Origin of the sequence: Bacillus sp. FSL R5-0431 (assembly GCF_038002985.1) — a bacterium.
In the GTDB taxonomy this organism is placed as follows: Bacteria; Bacillota; Bacilli; order Bacillales; family Bacillaceae; genus Bacillus.
On the sequence record NZ_JBBOOG010000001.1, the window covers coordinates 3,200,631 to 3,219,814 of the forward strand.

The window sequence follows — 19,184 nt, forward strand, 5'->3', positions numbered from 1 at the left end:
AATCCTTGCCAAGCTTGATGAAAACTAGCAAGTCTCAACTTTTATTATGACGCTATCTAAAGAGAAGTCAATCCTTTCAGTACACCAAATGAAAACGATAACACAAAAATATTTCATCCTTTGACAGAGCCTGCGAGAAGCCCTTTGACAAAGTATTTTCCGAGCAGAATATAGACCAAAAGTGTCGGCAGTGCGGCCAATATCGCCCCTGCCATTTGGACGTTCCATTGCACAATTTGACTGCCTGATAGATTTTGCAAGGCGACCATCACCGGCTGATGCTCCGCAGTGGTCATCGTGACTGCAAATAAGAACTCATTCCACACATTTGTGAACTGCCAAATGGCGACCACAACAAACCCTGTGATCGAAAGCGGAAGAATCATATGTCTGAAAATCCCGATAAACCCTGCGCCATCCATTTTTGCCGATTCAATCATTTCATCCGGGATGCTCACATAGAAGTTTCGGAACATGAGCGTTGTGATCGGGAGTCCATATACGACATGGACAAGCACCAGACCTGGAATCGAATTATACAATCCGATTTCACGCAAAAATTGAATGAGTGGTATGAGGATACTTTGATATGGAATAAACATCCCAAACAGCATCAGCGTAAAGACCACTTCTGACCCTTTGAAACGCCATTTTGATAGGACATAGCCATTCATCGCTCCTAGTACAGCTGACAATAAGGTAGCCGGAATGACAAGATAAAGTGAATTCATTAAATTGGGCGCTAGCTTTTCAAATGCGATTTGATAGCTTGAAAAATCGAGTGTTGATGGCAGCGCCCACATTTTCTCAAGGGTCACTTCACCTAATGGCTTCAAGCTTGTGACGAGCATGACATAGACTGGCATCAGAAAAAAAAGACTGCACAAAATCAATAAAGCATAAAGGACTGGACGGACAAACCATCTAGCTGTCATGATGACGCCCCCTTCCGGCTCGACAGGAGATACGGCACGATAAAGACCGCAACAGAGATCAGCATAACAATCGCAATGGCGGCACCGCCTGCATAATGGTTTCCTCTAAAGGTCATTTCAAACATGTAAACGCCAGGAACATCTGTGACAAAGTTTGCACCCGGTCCTGTCATCGAGTAAATCAAATCGAAAATCTTTAACGAAATATGAGCCATGATGATAATGACACTTGCAGTAATCGGTTTTAATAGAGGAAAAATAATCTTCCGGTAAATCTGCCATTCAGTTGCGCCATCCATTCTAGCAGCCTCTCTTACTTCCTCTGGAATTCCTCTCAAACCCGCCAAATACATCGCTAGAGAGAAGCCAGTCATCTGCCAAACAGCTGCAATCACGACTGCAATCATTGCGGCAGGGACACCAAACTCAATTTTCCCCCAGACAAATCCGGCTAAAATGTTCGTATCCGTGTACCACTTAGGCTGGATACTAAGCGTTTTTAAAAACAGATTCACCCCAGTGGACGGGTTTAAAATCCATTGCCAGACGACCCCTGTCACAACGAAGGAAAGGGCCATCGGAAAGAAAAATAAATTCCGAAATAGAGATTCACCCTTGATCTTCTGATCTAGTAAAATCGCAAGTGCAAGTCCAGAGGCAATGACGGCTCCAATAAAGAATAGAGTAAAAAAGACCGTATTTCGAAGATCTGACTGAAAGCGGAAATCTTGAAACAGCATGATATAGTTTTGAAGACCTGCAAAAGAGAAATTCGGAACAAGCGAGGTCCAGTTTGATAATGACACATACCCTGTCCAGCCAATAAAGCCGTAAACAAAGATGAATAATAAAACAGCCGACGGGGCTAAAAATAGCAGCGCAAGCAGCTGATCCCCATTCCATTTTTTCCGAACACGTTTGACTTTAGGTGTTGCTGCTTTTGTGATCGGCGATGTGTCCATGCGCATGAAGCTACACTCCTTTTCAAAAAAGAGGCGGTGCTTAGCCGCCGCCTCCTCGTCTTTATTTCATTGAATCTTTTAAAGATGAAACAAACTGGCTGCTGTCTTTTTGCGTGACGAAGATATTTACGGCTTGATTCGCTTTTGTCACAAACCCTTCTTCAGCAGCTGAACCATGTGCGAGAGACGGCGCCAGCTTTGATTCTTTAAATGCTTTCATCGCCGATTTTCCGTATTCATCATATTTTGAGACATCTGCATCTACACGTGCCGGTATCGACCCCTTCAGCGGATTAAATGCATCCTGTCCTTCGACAGATCCTAAAACAGATAAGAATTTCTTCACGTTTTCTGGCTGTTTCACGCCCTTTGGCAGTCCGAATGTATCGGTGATCACCATAAAGCTTCCCTCTGTTCCAGGAGTCGCCGCGTATCCAAAGTCTTCATTCACCTTCAGATCGAGATCATTCACAAAGTACCCCTTCGCCCAGTCGCCCATGACATTCATTGCTGCTTCTCCTTTTGCCACGAGCTGCGAGGCATCCTGCCAGTTACGTGAGCTGTGGTCATCATTGACATATTCAAGCATACGTCCAAAGATGTCTGCCGCTTCCTTCACTTTTGCGTCATCCATTTTCATGTCGCCAGCCCAAAGTTTTTGATATCCGTCAGCGCCTAAAACGCCGAGCAGCACACTCTCAAACAAATGCGTCGCTGCCCAAGGCTCTTTATCACCAAGTGCAAGCGGTGTAATGCCTTTTTTCTTTAAGACATCTGCTGTTTTGAAAAATTCATCAAAGGTCGTTGGCGGCTCTAAGCCTGCATCATCAAATACCTTCTTGTTATACCAAAGCACATTGCCTCGGTGAATATTCACTGGTACTGAATAGATTTTCCCATCTTTGCTGACAAGGTCGATGAGTGATTCCGGAAATTTGTCCTTCCAGCCTTCTTTTTCATATAGATCATCCAGCGGCTCCATTTTGCCTGCTGCGACCCAGCTCTCATTCAGCTCCGCTCCGCCATGTACTTGGAACGTAGCTGGCGGGTCATTCCCTTGCATCCGGCTAGTCAGAACAGCCTTTGCATTTGTACCAGCACCACCTGCGACGGCTGCATTTTCAATTGGGATGTCTTTATTTTTCTCTTCAAACAATTGAATGAGTGCTTTCAGTCCGTCCTCCTCACCTGCTCCAGTCCACCAAGAGAAAATGTCTAGTTTCTCTGCTCCGCCCTCTTTTTTTGCATCTGAGTTGGTCGATGAACTACAGGCAGTGACGATAAGCATACAGAGCGCTAACAGCGTAAAACCTAATTTGAACTTCATGATTGATCCCCCATCCCTATTTTGTAAGCGTTATCAAAATAAGTATAATGGCAGATCCTCGCTTTTTTTCAGCAAACTTCTTCACTTTTTTATGAAATTCTTCACTTTTTTACGGTTTGTTTTCGATATTCCTTCGGTGAACAGCCGACCATCTTCTTAAACACACGGCTGACGTAATTGGGGTCTGTATATCCTGCCTGATAGGTAATTTCTTTTAAACTAAGCGAGCTGTCTTTGAGAAGCTTTTTGATTTTATCCAGCCGGCAGGTTGTCACATACTCTTTAAATGACAGCCCTGTCTCGTCTTTAAAGCGCTTTGTGAAATAGGTTGGACTTAAATCAACATAGGCGGCAGTCTGCTCAAGCGTGATCTGTTCACAAAAATGCGTTTTGATGTAGCGTTTTGCCCGCTCAATGTCATTCACGGTCTGGGTTCTCGCTTCATACACATCAAATAAATGTTCACAGCACTCACGGCATTCAGCTGCGGTGCTGATCGTTAATATTGGCCAGTCTGCTCGGAGCCGTGATTTAAATAAAATCAGCAGCTCTTTTAGTTGTGAAATGGTCGCTCCCTCTAGTTCAAAGGCATCGAATAAAGCCAGCGCACCCTCTCTTCTCCCTTCTTCCAGTGCCTGCATCATATCGTCTGCAAGCTCCGGCAGATGGATCAATGGATGGGACTGTTCTTCTGTTTGGTAAAAACCATAACGAACAACGCCGGGACTCTTTTTTCGCTGATAATAGGAAAGCTTCGCCTCTGCTGCACTTTTCTGAAGATAAAGCGGGTTTGAGACCGGGTGTCCCATGCCAACGACAGGTGAAGGCTGATCGTTTGTTGTGGCAGTTCGAATCGCATGCAGGACATCTGCCTTTAACTGACCAGGCGCTTGGTGGCGATAAATGAGACATGTAAACAGCTCACCACTCACCTGAATCGGTACCGTATGAAAAAGGGGAGATGTCTGTAAATCAATCAACAGCTGATCCCCGATTGTCCGCTGAACAGCGATGACAAGACCTGCTTCATATTCGTGAAACATTTGTTGAAACTCCATGGAGGTATAAGACTGACCATTTATGACATGAGCTTCGAGCCACTTTGACTGCTGACCGGCCGCCACCGCCTGCCGCTGAGACGCCTCCTGCTGAATCTCTGCCGCAACCGTTCGAATGGCGGCGATGGTTTCATCTTTGTCAGCCGGTTTAACGAGATATTGCTTCACCCCTTCCTGCATCGCTTGCTTGGCATAATCGAACGTATCGTACGCTGTCAGCATAATGAATTTTGTATGAGGACTGCTCGCTTTGATCTGCTTGATCGCTGTCAATCCGTCCATTCCAGGCATCTGAATATCCATGAGCACAAGATGAACGGGCTCAGTTCGCACGAATTCAACCGCCTTCTTTCCATTTTCAGCTTCTCCTGATATATGACACTCTGGAAGCCAATCGGTCATGAATTTCCGCATCGCTAGTCGTTCTATTTTTTCATCATCCACAATCAGCACGTTCAGCATGCCGGTCCCTCCTTTATCGGAATAGCCAATTGAATGGTGGTGCCTTCGTTTGGCTTTGAGTCAATTTGTAGGGCATCTTTTACCCCGTAAAACAAATGCAGCCTTGACATCACATTTCGAAGACCGATCCCTGTCGAGTGCCCTTTACTCAAGGTGTTTGGACTTTCCTCTTCTTTTTCTGATAGCAATCTCCTTATCTCTTGATCATTGATCCCCATCCCATTGTCCCGAATCCGAATCATCACATAGCCGCCTTCTTGATAGATCGAGAGTTCGACAAGCCCGTCTTCCTCCTTTGGTTCAACGCCATGAATAAAGGCATTTTCGACAAGCGGCTGTAAGGTGAGACTTGGGATATGTACAGATAAACATGATTCATCTATGGTCGTTTTGCATGTAATACGATCGGCAAATCTTGTTTCTTGTATATGAAAATATTCTTTGACCACTTTTACTTCTTGCTCCAACGTAACAGATGCACTGAGAGCAGAGAGCGAATACCGCATCAGCGTGGAAACGGATTGGATCAACCTCGATGTGGCATCCGCTGATTCTAAGTAAGCCTTGCGTGAGACGAGGTTTAATGTATTAAATAAAAAATGTGGATTCATTTGGTTTTGCAGCGTTTTCAGCTTCATGTCTTTGATTTTTTGATCTAAGGCTGCCTTTTGTTTCATCTCTTCAATCATCATTTTCATCTCTTGACGCATTCGCTGAAAGGCCTCATTTAATACAGAAATTTCATCCTTTGAGGTGACATGCAAGTCCGCTCCATCAAAATTTCCTTCTGATACTTCCTTTACGCTTCGAGACAGATGGACGATCGGCCTTGATATCCCTCCAGCAATCATATACGCCATCCATAATGCGACCCCAATGGACAGCGTAAACAAACATAAGGTAAAGAGTGCATAGGTTTGATGTCTTTTTTGCAGAGATTGATAGAGTACTTGATACTCAGACAATTCATCATCAAGCAGGGTCATCGTTTGCTCTTGTATGTAGGAGGAGACGGTTCTCACCTCCTTTACACTTGCTGCATATTCTTTGATTTTCCCTTCTTTTACATGTGTCATGGTCGCATCACTTTCATTGATGAGCGTCCGCATCATATATTGGTATTTTTCAATAGAAGGAATCGCCGCATGAAGCCCGGCATCCTTTCGCAATGCCTGATCATAGGATTTCATTTTCTGTTTTGAGGCCAGATATTCTTTGGCAAACTGCCGATCCTTTTCAATCGCATACGCATTGACCTTTTCATACATCGTTTTTGCCTCTGTCGATATATCATTGAGCAGGAGAAAGGAACGAAAGCTTCTGCTATATTCTGATGTGATGTTCGAGCTGCTCCAATAGACGAAAAAAGCGGCCACGTTGCCAAGGAACACAAGGATTAAAAATGCCAATAACAATTTACTTCGAATCCTTCTCATGGCTGCACCCCCTGCTTTCTGTCTGTTTGCTGCAGAGGCAGATCCTCGCGCCGAATCACACTCGTTCCTGTGTACTGGAGTGGTTCTTCTTTTTCACCTTTCTGCAAACGTACAAGCGATTCCACTGCTTGATAGCCCATTTCATAAGGATGCTGAACAACCACTGCATCAATCTTTCCATCATCGAGCGCCTGAATCGTATCTGGCAATGTGTCAAATGCGAGCACATAAAAATCTGTGGACGATCGATATTGTGCTGTTGCTTGAATGATGCCTGCACCATCTAATGCACTCGTGCCGTAAAATGCGGTGAGCTTCGCATGATCGTTTAATAGTTTATACGCGGCACCGGAGGCCCCTGACTTCGTAATGGCTGATTCTTCTATTCCAGCAATATGAATACGTTGTTCAGCGGCGACGGCATCTCGAAATCCTTTGACACGCTGCTTTTGATGAACGGCATCAAGCCTGCCTGTGACAATTCCTACATACTGTTCGCCTTTTGTATCTGCGATGAGTGCCTGTCCTGCGATAAAGCCTGAATAATAATTGTCCGTGCCTACATACACTTGACGCTTGCTCCCCTCTGCATCCGTATCGACGGTGACAACATCAATGCCTTTTTCCCTCGCCTTCTGAAAAAGCGGTTTGTATTTTTTCTCATCAAGTCCCTGCGTCATAATGCCATCGACATGCCCTGCGATTGCCATATCAATGGTTTTCAGATGATCGTCTATATCTGCTTGCTTCGGACCCAAATATTCTAGATACACGCGATGAACGGCTGCCGCATCAGCAGCTCCCCTTTGTACCAGCTGCCAATATTCATTATCAAGTTCCTCCGGTACAAGGACAAAGTGATATTGATAGGTTGATGACGCTTTTTCGGAAGCGCTTTCAATTTTAAATAAATCTTGACCTAATAATGTTAAAAAAATAACAGATACGACACAAAAAGTGAGAAAGGCGCCCATCCCGATCCACTTTAATCTTTTCACCACATCCTCCCCCTTTCAAATATTGCGCATAAAAAAAGAGCTGCTTATAAGCATACTCTCTCGACCTCTATAATTCCTTTGTCATAAATAAACTGTTTGGATCTTCTTGATATGAATCGAAAGGCGGGCAAATATAAAAACCAACACTCTCATATAGTTTTCTTGCTGGCTCAAAGAAAGACATCGCACCTGTCTCTAAGCTGACACGTGAATAGCCGCGCCTTTTTGCCTCTTGGAGAAGATGGTTCAGCATATACCTTGCTACACCTTTTCGCATATGGAGAGCTGCGGTCCTCATTGATTTGATTTCGCCGTGATCACTTGACAGCTCCTTTAACGCTCCACAGCCAAGAAGCTCCTCTCCTTCCCGCACACTCCACACTGTGACATCTTGCTTTTTCAAATCAGCTAACGGAAGGGCATGAATGCTTTCTGGCGGGGAATGCTCTTTCATTTCTTCTATATGAGCGGTAATCAGCTGCTCTATTTGTCCATCCGTGAGTGTATCTTGTTGAATGTACATGTCTATCACTCCTTCACGATCATTGTACGTGAAGAGTCAGCATTCACCTGCTGTTATGTCAGATAAACGAACAAACAACCGGCCTCCATCCGCCAGTTGTTCGTTTGATATCAACTATTTATGAAGAAAGTACCGCTTGTAACTCTTCTGCTGTACTGCTTTCAAGCTGACTTCCGACTCCTACTGCCACTGCACCAGCTTTCAGCCATTTTGGCACATCGGCTGGATGAATACCGCCCGTTGGAATAAATTCAATCTCTGGAAACGGACCTTGTAAGTTTTTCATATAGGATAAACCGAAGGAACCGCTTGGAAAAAGCTTGAGCAAGCAGTAGCCATCTGCTTTTGCCTGCATGATTTCACTTGGGGTGAGGACACCTGGTACATAGAGTGTGTCGTGAAATGAGAGATGCTCTCCGATCACAGGGAGATATCCTGGACTGACAATAAATTGTGAGCCTGCGTCAATGGCTGATTGTGCCTGCTCAAGGGTTGTGATTGTGCCTGCTCCTACAATCAGATCTTGCTCATGCTGAAAGGACGCGATGATGTGTTCAGCATTAGGCGTGGTATACGTCACTTCAATGGCTCGAACGCCTTTTTTCTTTAAACGCTCAATGGTCTCAATGCCTTCTGCTTCACTCCCCGCTCTCACCACTGCGATCAGCTTACAAGCCGCGAGCTGCTCTTTAACGCTCAAACTTGCTGACTTGCCCATATCCTTCATCTCCCTTCATATATTCTCGTCTGTGATATCGTTTGGCTTCTTTCATAAAAGCCTGAAGCTCTTCCCGAGTAGGCAGTCCGTCTTTATCGCCAGGAGACATCACCGCAAGAGCCCCTACAGCATTGCCTCTTGTCACAGATTTTTCATATGATAAACCGTCCAATAAGCCGCTGATGACCCCCACGGCAAATCCATCACCGGCACCGACTGTATCAACGACATCTGGCACATAAAATCCGCTCACAATCCCCTGACTGGCTGCACTTTTATAAAAGGCACCTTCTGCACCGAGCTTCATGACCACAAGCTTGACGCCTTTTTGCAAATAAACATTGGCAATCTCTTCCGGCTCGTGACAGCCTGTGAGCCTTTGCCCTTCTGCAAGCCCCGGAAAAAACCAATCCACTTGAAAAGCCATTTGATTCACCGTATGGATCATATCTTCCTCCTCTTCCCATAGCTGCAGCCGAAGGTTTGGATCAAATGAAATGGTTTTGCCTGCTTCTTTCATTTTTTGAAGAGCACAAAAAGAAAACGCTCTCATTTCACTGGATAATGCAGGCGGAATACCTGTCATATGGAGGTGTCCTGCCTGTTTGAAATAGCTGGCGGGAAAGTCGCTTGGACTCATTGTGCTCGCAGCAGAGCCTTTACGATAATACGTGACGTCAGGGTCTCCATCCATCACTTTTGATTTAAGTAAAATCCCTGTTTGAGACCCATCATTTGAACGGATCACTGCACTTGTATCGACCCCTTCTTTTTGAAGCTCTTCTAAAATAAATGTGCCAAGTGAATCCGCTCCGACTTTGCTCATCCATCCCACATCAAAGCCAAGCCTTGCCAAACCGACTGCCACGTTACTTTCGGCACCAGCAAGCGCCTTTTGAAATGTCTGCACTTGATGAAGCTCTCCGGCTTCTTTTGCGTAAAACATCGCCATTGATTCCCCAAATGTGACCGCATCCAATGCTTTCACTCATTTCTCCCCTCTCTTGGTACCGGTTTCAAATCAGCTGAAAAAGAGAGAGCATGCACGTATGTATACTCTTCTCTTCTATCGTTTATAAAGATTTTCTTACGATGATTTCTCCATCGAGCTGAATGGTTTGGGGCGCACTTTCATCCCCTTCAAGCCGTGTCTTGATTTTTTGCATTGCGGCTTTCCCCATTTCATGAGATGGCTGGGCAACCGTTGTAATTCCAGGCCCAATCAGCTTATACCATTCTGTATCATCAAACCCTGCAATGCCTATCTCCTCTGGAATCTTTATCCCAAGCTCTACAAGTTCACTTATCAGCTTCAGCATGAGTAATCCATTGGCTGCTAAAATCGCTTTTTTCTGTTGGTTTAGTTGTACAAAACGGACAAGCTCTTCTCGCAATTGCTCCTTTTTCTTCAAATCAATTTCTGCAATAATGGACGTCTTATGTTTACTCATGGCTGTCTGTTCATATGCTTCTTTTCGTTCTTCACGAGGACTGATTCCATCGACAGGCTCAGTAAAGAAGGCGATGTGCTCATAGCCTTTCTCATACATTTGTTGAAGCAGCCGGATCGTGATATCACGGTTATTCGTTGTCACTGTGTCGACTTTTAGTTCAGGTAACTTCCGGTCAACAAGGACAATCGGTACACCGTTTTTCTTAAAATCCTGCAGAATGTCATTGTTCTGGCCTGTCGTATTGATGATGAGCCCTTCAATATAATGCGCATTCAGCTTGAGGAGCATTTCTCGTTCTTTTTCTGGACGGTTATCTGTGTTGCACACCATGATGCTGTATCCATATTCATCACAAATTTCTTCGACACCGCGAAGTGTCGCTACAGAGAATGGATTCGTAATGTCGGCTACAATAAACCCAATGACTTTGCTTTTTCTTACTTTCAATCCTTGAGCGAGCTGACTCGGACGATAATGGAGTTCCTCAATGGCTTTCTTGATTTTTTTTACCTTATCAGCAGAAATTTCATTTGTTCTGCCATTGATATATCTAGATACAGTTGATTTTGAAACACCTGCATAAGCGGCCACTTCGTTGATGGTGACTTTCGTTTGCTTTTTCTCTTTCATTCAAAAAACTCCCACAATCGATATCTTCTCATTTGTTTCGAAACCGATTTCAAATAACTTAAAAAGAGCATATCATAATTTCATGCATTCCAGAAGATTTTTTTGCATGAAGAGGGCAAAAAATCATCTAAATAAATAAAAAGAAAACGATTTCAAAATAACGGTTGACGGCGTTCTCTTTTTCCTCTAGAATTTTCCTTGAAACCGATACCAAATAAAACATCAATATTTTATTTCAGATGGAAAGGGAGGCTTATCTCAAATGGAAAATCGTTATGCTGTACACCCTGAGCAGGTCAAACGTTTTACAACAGAGGAACTTCGTCGTCATTTTCATATTCCTACGCTATTCGTCAGTGGTGAATTAAAGCTCTACTATTCGCATGAGGATCGCGTGGTGATTGGCGGAGTCATGCCGGCAGCAGAGCCGCTCACATTAGATGCCGGAGACTTTTTACGTACGGAATATTTCCTTGAAAGACGAGAGATCGGCATTGTGAATGTCGGCGGTCAAGGAACGGTCACTGTCGATGGTGAGGCCTTTGTACTGGAGCATAAAGATTTCTTATATATTGGGCTTGGACACAAAGATGTACAGTTTGCTACTTCATCAGGCGAAGAGGCCAAGTTCTATCTTGTATCAGCCACGGCTCATCAAGCGTACCCTACGCAAAAAGCAGCCATCGCTGAATTAACACCAAATCACTTAGGGGAAGCGTCTGCTTCAAACGTACGAAACCTGTATCAAGTCATCCACGCAAATGGCATTCAAAGCTGTCAGCTCATGATGGGAATCACTCAGCTGGAAACCAATAACACGTGGAATACGATGCCCGCTCATATTCATGATCGGCGTATGGAAGTGTACTTATATCTTGATATCGAAGAAGATGCTCGTGTCTTTCATTTTATGGGAGAGCCATCTGAAACAAGACATCTCGTTGTCGCCAATGAGGAAGCGGTCATTTCTCCTGCCTGGTCCATTCATTCAGGATCAGGTACAGCGAATTATTCATTTATTTGGGCGATGGCAGGCGAGAACTATACGTTCAAAGATATGGACTTTGTCCCAATGGACCAGCTGAGGTAATGTGATGACGTCAGCATCCTATGTAGCGTCCCTCTTTTCTCTTGAAGGCAAAACAGCCCTTGTGACAGGTCCTGGAACCGGCATTGGGCAGGGCATTGCTGTGGCGCTTGCCAGATCAGGCGCAGATATTATCGGCACATACCACCACACACCGCTTGAGGAAACGAAAGCGCTAGTCGAACAGGCGGGCCGCTCATTTCATGCGGTTCAGGTTGACTTTTCCGACCCTCAAACTGCAAAGCAGGCTGTCGATGCCATGTTACAAAAGCATACGATCGATATTTTAATCAATAATGCTGGCACCATTAAAAGAGAGCAGGCCGCTCATTATTCAGAGGAAGATTGGCATACGGTCATGGATGTGAATATCAATAGTCTCTTTTTCCTCACCCAAAGGGTTGGACAGCAGATGCTGAAAAACAGACAAGGGAAAATCGTCAATATCGCCTCCCTTCTTTCGTTTCAAGGCGGCGTCTTTGTCCCCGCTTATACAGCAAGTAAACACGCAGTCGCAGGGCTGACGAAGGCCTTTGCAAACGAATGGGCGAACCAGCATATACAAGTGAATGCGATCGCTCCTGGTTACATTGCGACCAATAACACGCAAGCCATTCGAGACGATGGAAATCGAAATGAAGAGATACTCAAACGAATCCCCGCCGGGCGCTGGGGTAAGCCCGAGGATCTAGCCGGCGCTGCTGTTTTCCTTAGCTCACCAGCCTCTGATTATATGAACGGTCATATTTTAGCTGTTGATGGCGGCTGGCTTGCCAGATAAACACACGAGAGAATTCCTATTTGCAGGGATTCTCTTTTTTCTATTTGCATAATTCTCCTCCTATCGAGTCACTCTATAAAAAACATGACATGAGGGTGAGGTATTATGAAAAGTCGTATTGAACAAGATATAGCGTCCGTCATCAAGCGTATCAAAAGCTTTGCCGGGAAAAGTGATGATATCGTGTTCCACTCATTTTCATTTGGCCCTTCTGCTATCTCTGCATGTCTCATGTACGTTGAAGGACTTACAGAATTTGAGATGCTTTCCAAGCAAATCATTTCACCCATGCAAAAGGAACTGGACATCACCGAGGTTGATTCTACTACGCTTCCGTCCCTGTCTAAAACGTTCTTTGGCATTCAAAATGACGTGCTGGAAGATATGAACCTTGCCATCGAGCAGTTATATAACGGCAGGGCTATTTTATTTGTAAATGGAGCAACGCAAGCGCTTGCGCTCCAAACGAATCTTTTTCAATTTAGAGAAGTAGAAGAGCCGCAATCGGAAGTCCTTGTAAGAGGTCCGCGAATTGGTTTTATTGAAAATCTTGAAAAAAACACGGCTTTAATCCGTGAGCGGGCAAACGACCCTAACCTTGTCATTCAAAAGATAAATGTAGGTACTCGCAATAAAAAGTCTGCTGCCCTTGTGTACGTTCGTGATATTGTTGATCCCAAATTAGTAGAAGATATTTTATCACGCATGACCGAAATCAAAATGGATGACATCCCTGAAACCGGCTATATTGAACAGCTGATTGAGGACAGCCACATCTCCATTTTTCCGCAGATTCAAAATACAGAACGTCCTGACCGGGTGATTGCATCTGTGCTTGAAGGCAAAGTCTCCATTTTGCTCGACGGCACACCTTTTGCCCTCATCATGCCTATGACACTTACAGCCTTGATGCAATCACCGGAGGATTATTATCAAAGATGGACAAGTGCGACTCTTTTGCGCCTACTCCGTTATTTTGCCGTACTGTTAACGATTTTTTTACCAGGGCTCTACATCGCTCTTGTCTCATATCACCCCGGTTTATTACCAACACGAATGGCACTCACCATCGCAGGCAGCCGGCAGAATGTTCCGTTTCCTCCTGTTGTCGAGGCGATTCTTATGTCTTTTACGATTGAGCTGCTGCGAGAAGCTGGACTTCGGCTTCCTAGAGCCATCGGGCAGACGATTGGGCTCATTGGCGGCGTCATCATTGGTCAGGCGGCTGTCCAAGCCAATATCGTCAGTGCGTTAATGGTGATTATCGTGTCGCTGACCGCATTGGCCGATTTCACTGCCCCTTCGTATGACTTTAGTTTCCCGCTGCGCATCTTGCGTTTTATGGCCATTTTCAGTTCAGCGATGCTTGGGTTATACGGCTTGATCATGTGTTATTTATTTGTGCTTTGTCACCTGATGCAATTAAAGACCTTTGGTTTTGACTATTTCACACCTGTTTTATCTTCACCGTTTTCAGATTTAAAGGATACGTACGTACGTTTACCAATTGGGCTATTTAAATCGAGACCGAAAACAGCAAAAATAAAAAATCTCAAAAGACAAGGAGATTAAACGATGTACAGAGCTGAGAAGCTATCATTGTTACAAGTCACCATTCTGTGCAGCTCTACAATGATAGGCGCTGGAATTTTAACCATTCCACGCAGTTCTGCCAATTCAGGGTTCCCTGATGGCTGGATCATTGTATTAATACAGGGAGTCATCTTTGCTTTCGTTGCTTTTTTGTTAGGATGGATTGCTGAAAAAAATGCGCCGGACACCATTTTTGAGTCAAATAAAAAAGGAGCCGGTGCATTCTTTGGCACGATCTTTAATTTAATGCTGATCGCTTATTTACTAGGCATTGTCGGCTTTGAAGCGCGTGTCCTCGGGGAAGTGGTCCAATTTTTCCTGCTGGAATCGACTCCTATGGCAGTGATTGTGATGATTTTTCTTCTTGTGGCGATCTATCATTTGAAAAGTGGTATCTTTCCAATAGTGAAAATGGTGACATACATATATCCGATGACGATGATCATTTATATTGGGCTCATGCTGTTTAGTTTGAAAATATTCGATTTTGATTACTTACGCCCGGTGATGGCGAACGGGTTTAAAGATTTCAGTAATTTGTTCTCTCAAACATTTATTCAATTTACAGGCTTTGAGGTCATTTTGTTTGTTGTACCACTCATTTATAAAGACAAATGGTCGAAGGCGAAATGGGCCGCTGCGATCGGGGTCGGAATTACCTCACTTATCTATTCTCTCACGCTCTTTATTGTGATTGGTTCCATGACCGTTGGAGAAACGAAATCCCTCACCTGGCCCACTGTCTCCCTCATTCAAGCACTAGAACTTGAAGGGGTCTTCATTGAACGATTTGATATTTTTTTACTGACGATCTGGACGTGCCAGCAGTTTATTTGCATGCTTGGCTTTTTCCAATTTGCCATTAAAGGGTGCCACACGGTCTTTAAGACGACCAATGTAACGAGACTGCTTTGGCTGCTGTTTTTGATTACCTCTGCCCTCTCTTTATTTCCGAGAAATATCAATGAAGTCTTTTACTTCTCTACTTTACTCGGCTACGCATTGTTCGCGGTTTTAGCCATTCCTTTTATTACAGCTGTTCTGCTGATGATACGTAAAAAATGGGGAGGTCGTTCTGCATGAGAGGAAGGCGTGTATTGTTCATCTTTTTATCCTGCTGTCTTATCCTTTTATCATCAGGGTGCTGGGATTTAAAGGATATTGAAAAACTATCGTTTGTACGCGGTGTTGGTATTGATGAGGAAGATGAGAATGGAGTTAAGCTGACCTACCAAAACCTTGTACCGAAAACAGGCGGAACACAAGAAGCCGATTCTCCTGGCTATGTGAATGTCGTCTCAAAAGGGAAAAATGTGCTGGAGGCTGTCAGTAATGTCGCCTTAAAGGACCCGCCGATCTATAGTGATCATCTGAAAATCTTCTTGTTCGGCAAAAATCAGGCAGAGCATCACGATATTCAAGGAACGCTCAATCACTTTATACGAGATGATGAGGTTCGGCGAAGCAGCTATCTTCTCGTGTCACGAAATGATGCGTCAAAAGTGATCAACCAAAAATTGAAATCTCAGCAAAAGGTTCCGGTTGAGCATATCTTTGAAACATCTAAAAACCGAAGCTTTAATGGGAAAATTTTGCTGCCAACACGTATTGGCCGGGCGTCCGATTACTTTCAGATGGGCATTAGCTTCCTTGTACAAAGTGTAGATGCGATAAACGGTGAACTTATTTATGATGGGGCAGGAATTATAGATGGAAAAACACGAAAACTGATTGGCTTCATCCCTTCGAAGGATGTCCAATCTTTAAACTGGGTGATGGATCGGATATCAGGCGGTGTTGTACCTGCCACCTACAAAGACTTTCCGATCACGTATGAAATTAAGAAATCAAAAACCAAGGTTGAACCCTATCTGAACAATGGGAAAATTTCCTTTAAAATTTGCATACAAACAAATGGAAAATTATCAGAGGATCAATACCCTCCTGAAAATTCATACGATGAGCAGTACATCAAACGATTTGAGCAGATTTTCTCTAAGAAAATTAAAGGACACATTCAAAAAGCAGTGAGTCATATGCAAAATGAAGTAGGCGTTGATCCTATCTTTTTAAGCAAGCATTTCCGTATTAAATACCCTGACTATTGGGAAAAGCATCGAAACGAGTGGGATACGCTCTTTCAAGAAGCGGATATCGAATATGATGTCAAAGTCAGCATTTTAAACTTTGGGGCAGAAGGCGCAACAAAAAGCTTCAAATGGTAATGCAAAAGGCGGTTATCCCGAAGGGGAGCCGCCTTTTTTACGCACGACAATTAAAAGCTGATATAGGGTCACTTGATCAGACAACGCTTTTGTTTGAAAGCCAAGTGACGCTCCTAATCTCGCCACCTCGTCAAAAAACAATTGGACGTTTTGATCAATCTGAACATTGATCCGCTGCTCGATCACCCGTTCAAACAAATAGTCTGGGAAAAGTGCACGCATCGTGTTTAGTGTGAAGAACCTCAGGTGGCCTCGGTCTAAAATCCCTGCATCTTGATACGTAAAATCCCCTGTCATTAACGGGAGAAGCACCTCCGCATGCATCATGTTTGGCAGGCAGCAAATGACCACACCGCCAGGTTTTAAAGATGCGTGCGCTTGTTCAATGATGTGCCAAGGATCTGACACATGCTCTAAAACATCAGAAAAAATAATCGCATCAAAAAAAGCTTTTTTCTCTAACCACGGGTATTCATCTGCTTTTGCCTCGATGACTTCTTCATAATATGCCTTTGCAATGGCTGCTTTTAATGGATCTTTCTCTACCCCGTACATGTCAACAGACTGCCGATTCATTAGTTCAAGCCCTGTGGCCCCTGCACCGCATCCCACATCAAGCACACATACAGCGTCTTCAGGCAGCAAAGCCGCAAAGTACGGATGGGGGGTCATCAGATTGAGATCAATGCCCCATTTATCTAAAAACCGAAGCCTGTTCTCAGCAAACAGTGTAGAGATGTTCGTTTCTTGATTCGCACGAAAGGTTGCATGACCGTGATGATGCACAAATGAATCGTGGACGATTTGCAGCTGATATCCCTTTAGCAAGGATCTCAAACAAAGATCGTCATCCTCAAATGATCCATACACGAACCGCTCATCAAATAACCCCACCTCTTCAATGAGCTCTCTTTTCACAAGCAGACAAAACCCCACAAGTCGATGTACATAAGTTCTCTGACCTTTTTTCGCAGCCGTATAATTCTTCGCAAATACTGGGAGCTCCTTCACATCTGTATACGATGGCTCGACCATTTGAGGACCGCTCACATAATTGGAGACTGGTCCTACCATCCCAATACGTTCTGATGCAAATAACGCCTCTTTTAATGGAGAAAGCCAGTTTTCCGTTACGATCGTGTCGTTATTTAAAAAGAGAATGCTATCTCCTGTCGCTTTTTTCGCTCCTTGATTACAGCCCTTTGCAAAGCCTTGATTCTCTGTGTTTTCAATGAAAATCACATCTTTCAGCTCTCTCACATATTCCTTCGTACCGTCGGTTGACGCATTATCAACGATGATGAGTTCATATTGGTCACTTCGGGTATGCTGCTTGATGCTGTCGATACATTTTTTCGTTAAATGCAGTTCATTGTACGTCAGCATGACAATGCTCGTTTTCCCTTTCATCTTATTTCCACCTTTCGCTCGCCTGTTCCATATGTATGTCATATACAGCACGTTCAGAAGATGAGAGATTGTCCTTTCTTGATTAAACGTTTGTTTAACACAGAAAAACCAGCTGCATGCGGGCAGCTGGTCGTTGTTCACACCGTTTTTCCTTCCTCACCTGTGACGGCACGGTTCCTCTTTTTTAAATCTTCTTCAATTTCTTCAAGACTTTTCCCTTTCGTTTCAGTCACCATATATTTCACAAACAAGAAGGCGCCTACGCCGATGACCGCGTAAATGAGGAAAAGATTACTGATACCCATCGCGCTTAATAGAGCTGGGAATGTAAGCGAGATGATTAAATTCCCTGTATGAAGGAGGAAGGTAGAGACGCCTGTACCGATTCCTCTTACATGTACTGGGAACAGCTCTGGAAGCATCACCCAAACGACTGGACCCCAGCTGACAGCAAAGATGACGATGAAGAGTCCTAAACAAATAATGGTTGTCCATCCTGCAGCTGTTGACCCCTCGAAAAATCGATTGACCACTGACAGGACAATTAAACTTAGGACCATGCCAGCATTCCCAAATAAGAGCAGCGCTTTACGCCCTACACGGTCAATGATTTTAATCGCCACAAACGTCATGACGACATTCACTGCCCCAATTCCGACGGTTCCTAAAATTGCCGCTGAATTACCAAAGCCAACGCTTGTGAATGTTTTTGGTGCATAGTAAATAATTGTATTAGTTCCGATAAACTGCTGTAAAAAGGCAAGACCAACACCAGCAATTAATGCTGGGCGTACCCATGGCTCAAATAATTCCTTAAAACCGCCTTTTTCTTCACTTTCTGCCTGTTGAATATCTGAAATTTCTTCTTCAACTTCTTGCTTACTTTTTCTGAGTTTAGATAATATCTCTTTCGCACGGTCTGCCTGTCCATGGACAAACAGCCAGCGGGGACTTTCCGGCATAAACAAAATCCCACATAATAAAAGCACAGAAGGTACGACCGCAATTCCAAGCATCAGGCGCCATGACTCTGCATCCGCTAAAGCGTAGTTCACAATATAGGCGAGAAGAATACCAAATGTGATCATGAGCTGGTTTAATGAGGACAGTGCACCTCGAGATTCCTTTGGAGCAAGTTCAGATAAATATAATGGAACAATCGTTGTCGAGCAACCGACAGCAAGCCCTAGTACAATTCGGAATAAGACCATCACTTCCGTATTCGGAGCAAGGGCTGTACCAAATCCACCGATAATAAACAAAATCGCTGCGGCGATGATGGCTTTTTTCCGCCCGAATTGGTCTGTCAGCTTTCCAGAAAGAGAGGAACCAAGCATCGCCCCGATTAAAATCGAGCTGACAACAAGTCCCTCTGTAAACGCGTTTAACCCTAAATCCTCTTTCATAAATAAGATGGCGCCAGAAATGACACCTGTATCATAGCCATATAAGGCGCCGCCAAGTGCACCGAAGAAATAAAGCCATCCATTCCGATTTTTCATGTTCATAACCCCTCTTTTGTTCTGTATGTACTGGATGTTTCTCTATGGAAAATCATTTTCCTCACTTCCTGTCATTTCAAACA

17 protein-coding genes are annotated in these 19,184 nt (G+C 44.1%); 5 read left to right on the forward strand and 12 right to left on the reverse strand.

The window, feature by feature from the left end:
- Positions 1–113: 113 nt before the first annotated feature.
- From MKZ03_RS16515 to MKZ03_RS16560, 10 genes are all read right to left on the reverse strand, one after another.
- Entirely contained in the window at positions 114–935 is an 822-nt protein-coding gene (locus tag MKZ03_RS16515; protein ID WP_034660186.1) for a carbohydrate ABC transporter permease, read from the reverse strand.
- A complete protein-coding gene (locus MKZ03_RS16520; protein WP_341032451.1) occupies positions 932–1,903 on the reverse strand; it encodes a carbohydrate ABC transporter permease in 972 nt (323 codons plus the stop codon). The genes MKZ03_RS16515 and MKZ03_RS16520 overlap by 4 nt, the downstream gene beginning before the upstream one ends.
- Positions 1,904–1,958: 55 nt before the next feature.
- Positions 1,959–3,224 (reverse strand): ABC transporter substrate-binding protein, encoded by a 1,266-nt coding sequence (locus MKZ03_RS16525; protein WP_334750521.1) that lies wholly within the window; start codon positions 3,222–3,224, stop codon positions 1,959–1,961.
- Between the two features lie 101 nt (positions 3,225–3,325).
- Entirely contained in the window at positions 3,326–4,744 is a 1,419-nt protein-coding gene (locus tag MKZ03_RS16530; protein WP_341032452.1) for a response regulator transcription factor, read from the reverse strand.
- Entirely contained in the window at positions 4,738–6,180 is a 1,443-nt protein-coding gene (locus MKZ03_RS16535) for a sensor histidine kinase (protein ID WP_341032453.1), read from the reverse strand. The genes MKZ03_RS16530 and MKZ03_RS16535 overlap by 7 nt, the downstream gene beginning before the upstream one ends.
- Positions 6,177–7,154: a sugar-binding protein gene (locus tag MKZ03_RS16540; protein ID WP_341032636.1), complete on the reverse strand. Its 978-nt coding sequence runs from the start codon at positions 7,152–7,154 to the stop codon at positions 6,177–6,179. The genes MKZ03_RS16535 and MKZ03_RS16540 overlap by 4 nt, the downstream gene beginning before the upstream one ends.
- Before the next feature lie 91 nt (positions 7,155–7,245).
- Positions 7,246–7,701 carry a GNAT family N-acetyltransferase gene (locus MKZ03_RS16545; RefSeq protein ID WP_034660191.1) on the reverse strand — a complete coding sequence of 152 codons (456 nt, stop codon included), beginning with the start codon at positions 7,699–7,701 and terminating at the stop codon, positions 7,246–7,248.
- A gap of 118 nt (positions 7,702–7,819) precedes the next feature.
- Positions 7,820–8,419, reverse strand: coding sequence for a bifunctional 4-hydroxy-2-oxoglutarate aldolase/2-dehydro-3-deoxy-phosphogluconate aldolase (locus MKZ03_RS16550; protein ID WP_034660192.1), 600 nt, complete (start codon positions 8,417–8,419; stop codon positions 7,820–7,822).
- Complete coding sequence (locus MKZ03_RS16555; RefSeq protein WP_341032459.1) at positions 8,391–9,407, reverse strand: sugar kinase; 1,017 nt, start codon at positions 9,405–9,407, stop codon at positions 8,391–8,393. The genes MKZ03_RS16550 and MKZ03_RS16555 overlap by 29 nt, the downstream gene beginning before the upstream one ends.
- 85 nt (positions 9,408–9,492) lie before the next feature.
- Entirely contained in the window at positions 9,493–10,503 is a 1,011-nt protein-coding gene (locus MKZ03_RS16560; RefSeq protein ID WP_307500359.1) for a LacI family DNA-binding transcriptional regulator, read from the reverse strand.
- A gap of 262 nt (positions 10,504–10,765) precedes the next feature.
- Here MKZ03_RS16560 and kduI point away from each other — a divergent pair, with 262 nt between their 5' ends.
- The 5 genes from kduI (at position 10,766) to MKZ03_RS16585 (ending at position 16,189) form a co-directional block, all read left to right on the forward strand.
- A complete protein-coding gene (gene kduI / locus MKZ03_RS16565; protein ID WP_307500360.1) occupies positions 10,766–11,593 on the forward strand; it encodes a 5-dehydro-4-deoxy-D-glucuronate isomerase in 828 nt (275 codons plus the stop codon).
- A gap of 4 nt (positions 11,594–11,597) precedes the next feature.
- Positions 11,598–12,371 carry a 2-dehydro-3-deoxy-D-gluconate 5-dehydrogenase KduD gene (kduD, locus tag MKZ03_RS16570; protein ID WP_034660196.1) on the forward strand — a complete coding sequence of 258 codons (774 nt, stop codon included), beginning with the start codon at positions 11,598–11,600 and terminating at the stop codon, positions 12,369–12,371.
- Positions 12,372–12,476: 105 nt separating this feature from the next.
- The gene (locus MKZ03_RS16575) at positions 12,477–13,943 is read left to right on the forward strand and encodes a spore germination protein (RefSeq protein ID WP_341032462.1); all 1,467 of its coding nucleotides are present in this window, start codon (positions 12,477–12,479) and stop codon (positions 13,941–13,943) included.
- 3 nt (positions 13,944–13,946) lie between these two features.
- Positions 13,947–15,047, forward strand: coding sequence for a GerAB/ArcD/ProY family transporter (locus MKZ03_RS16580; RefSeq protein ID WP_106038999.1), 1,101 nt, complete (start codon positions 13,947–13,949; stop codon positions 15,045–15,047).
- Positions 15,044–16,189, forward strand: a complete 1,146-nt coding sequence (locus tag MKZ03_RS16585) for a Ger(x)C family spore germination protein (protein ID WP_307500361.1) — start codon at positions 15,044–15,046, stop codon at positions 16,187–16,189. The genes MKZ03_RS16580 and MKZ03_RS16585 overlap by 4 nt, the downstream gene beginning before the upstream one ends.
- 12 nt (positions 16,190–16,201) lie before the next feature.
- Here the strand turns inward: MKZ03_RS16585 and MKZ03_RS16590 are convergent, their stop codons facing one another.
- Both MKZ03_RS16590 and MKZ03_RS16595 read right to left on the reverse strand, forming a co-directional pair.
- Complete coding sequence (locus MKZ03_RS16590) at positions 16,202–17,599, reverse strand: bifunctional glycosyltransferase family 2 protein/class I SAM-dependent methyltransferase (RefSeq protein ID WP_307500362.1); 1,398 nt, start codon at positions 17,597–17,599, stop codon at positions 16,202–16,204.
- Between the two features lie 137 nt (positions 17,600–17,736).
- On the reverse strand, positions 17,737–19,101 hold the full coding sequence (locus tag MKZ03_RS16595; protein WP_341032463.1) for a sugar porter family MFS transporter: 1,365 nt from the start codon (positions 19,099–19,101) through the stop codon (positions 17,737–17,739).
- Between the last annotated feature and the right edge of the window lie 83 nt (positions 19,102–19,184).

Coding starts and splice junctions, on each gene's coding strand:
- MKZ03_RS16515 (WP_034660186.1), bottom strand. CDS start 935: ATGACAGCTAGATGGTTTGTCCGTCCAGTCCTTTATGCTTTATTGATT.
- MKZ03_RS16520 (WP_341032451.1), bottom strand. CDS start 1,903: ATGCGCATGGACACATCGCCGATCACAAAAGCAGCAACACCTAAAGTC.
- MKZ03_RS16525 (WP_334750521.1), bottom strand. CDS start 3,224: ATGAAGTTCAAATTAGGTTTTACGCTGTTAGCGCTCTGTATGCTTATC.
- MKZ03_RS16530 (WP_341032452.1), bottom strand. CDS start 4,744: ATGCTGAACGTGCTGATTGTGGATGATGAAAAAATAGAACGACTAGCG.
- MKZ03_RS16535 (WP_341032453.1), bottom strand. CDS start 6,180: ATGAGAAGGATTCGAAGTAAATTGTTATTGGCATTTTTAATCCTTGTG.
- MKZ03_RS16540 (WP_341032636.1), bottom strand. CDS start 7,154: ATGGGCGCCTTTCTCACTTTTTGTGTCGTATCTGTTATTTTTTTAACA.
- MKZ03_RS16545 (WP_034660191.1), bottom strand. CDS start 7,701: ATGTACATTCAACAAGATACACTCACGGATGGACAAATAGAGCAGCTG.
- MKZ03_RS16550 (WP_034660192.1), bottom strand. CDS start 8,419: ATGGGCAAGTCAGCAAGTTTGAGCGTTAAAGAGCAGCTCGCGGCTTGT.
- MKZ03_RS16560 (WP_307500359.1), bottom strand. CDS start 10,503: ATGAAAGAGAAAAAGCAAACGAAAGTCACCATCAACGAAGTGGCCGCT.
- kduI (WP_307500360.1), top strand. CDS start 10,766: ATGGAAAATCGTTATGCTGTACACCCTGAGCAGGTCAAACGTTTTACA.
- kduD (WP_034660196.1), top strand. CDS start 11,598: ATGACGTCAGCATCCTATGTAGCGTCCCTCTTTTCTCTTGAAGGCAAA.
- MKZ03_RS16575 (WP_341032462.1), top strand. CDS start 12,477: ATGAAAAGTCGTATTGAACAAGATATAGCGTCCGTCATCAAGCGTATC.
- MKZ03_RS16580 (WP_106038999.1), top strand. CDS start 13,947: ATGTACAGAGCTGAGAAGCTATCATTGTTACAAGTCACCATTCTGTGC.
- MKZ03_RS16585 (WP_307500361.1), top strand. CDS start 15,044: ATGAGAGGAAGGCGTGTATTGTTCATCTTTTTATCCTGCTGTCTTATC.
- MKZ03_RS16590 (WP_307500362.1), bottom strand. CDS start 17,599: ATGAAAGGGAAAACGAGCATTGTCATGCTGACGTACAATGAACTGCAT.
- MKZ03_RS16595 (WP_341032463.1), bottom strand. CDS start 19,101: ATGAAAAATCGGAATGGATGGCTTTATTTCTTCGGTGCACTTGGCGGC.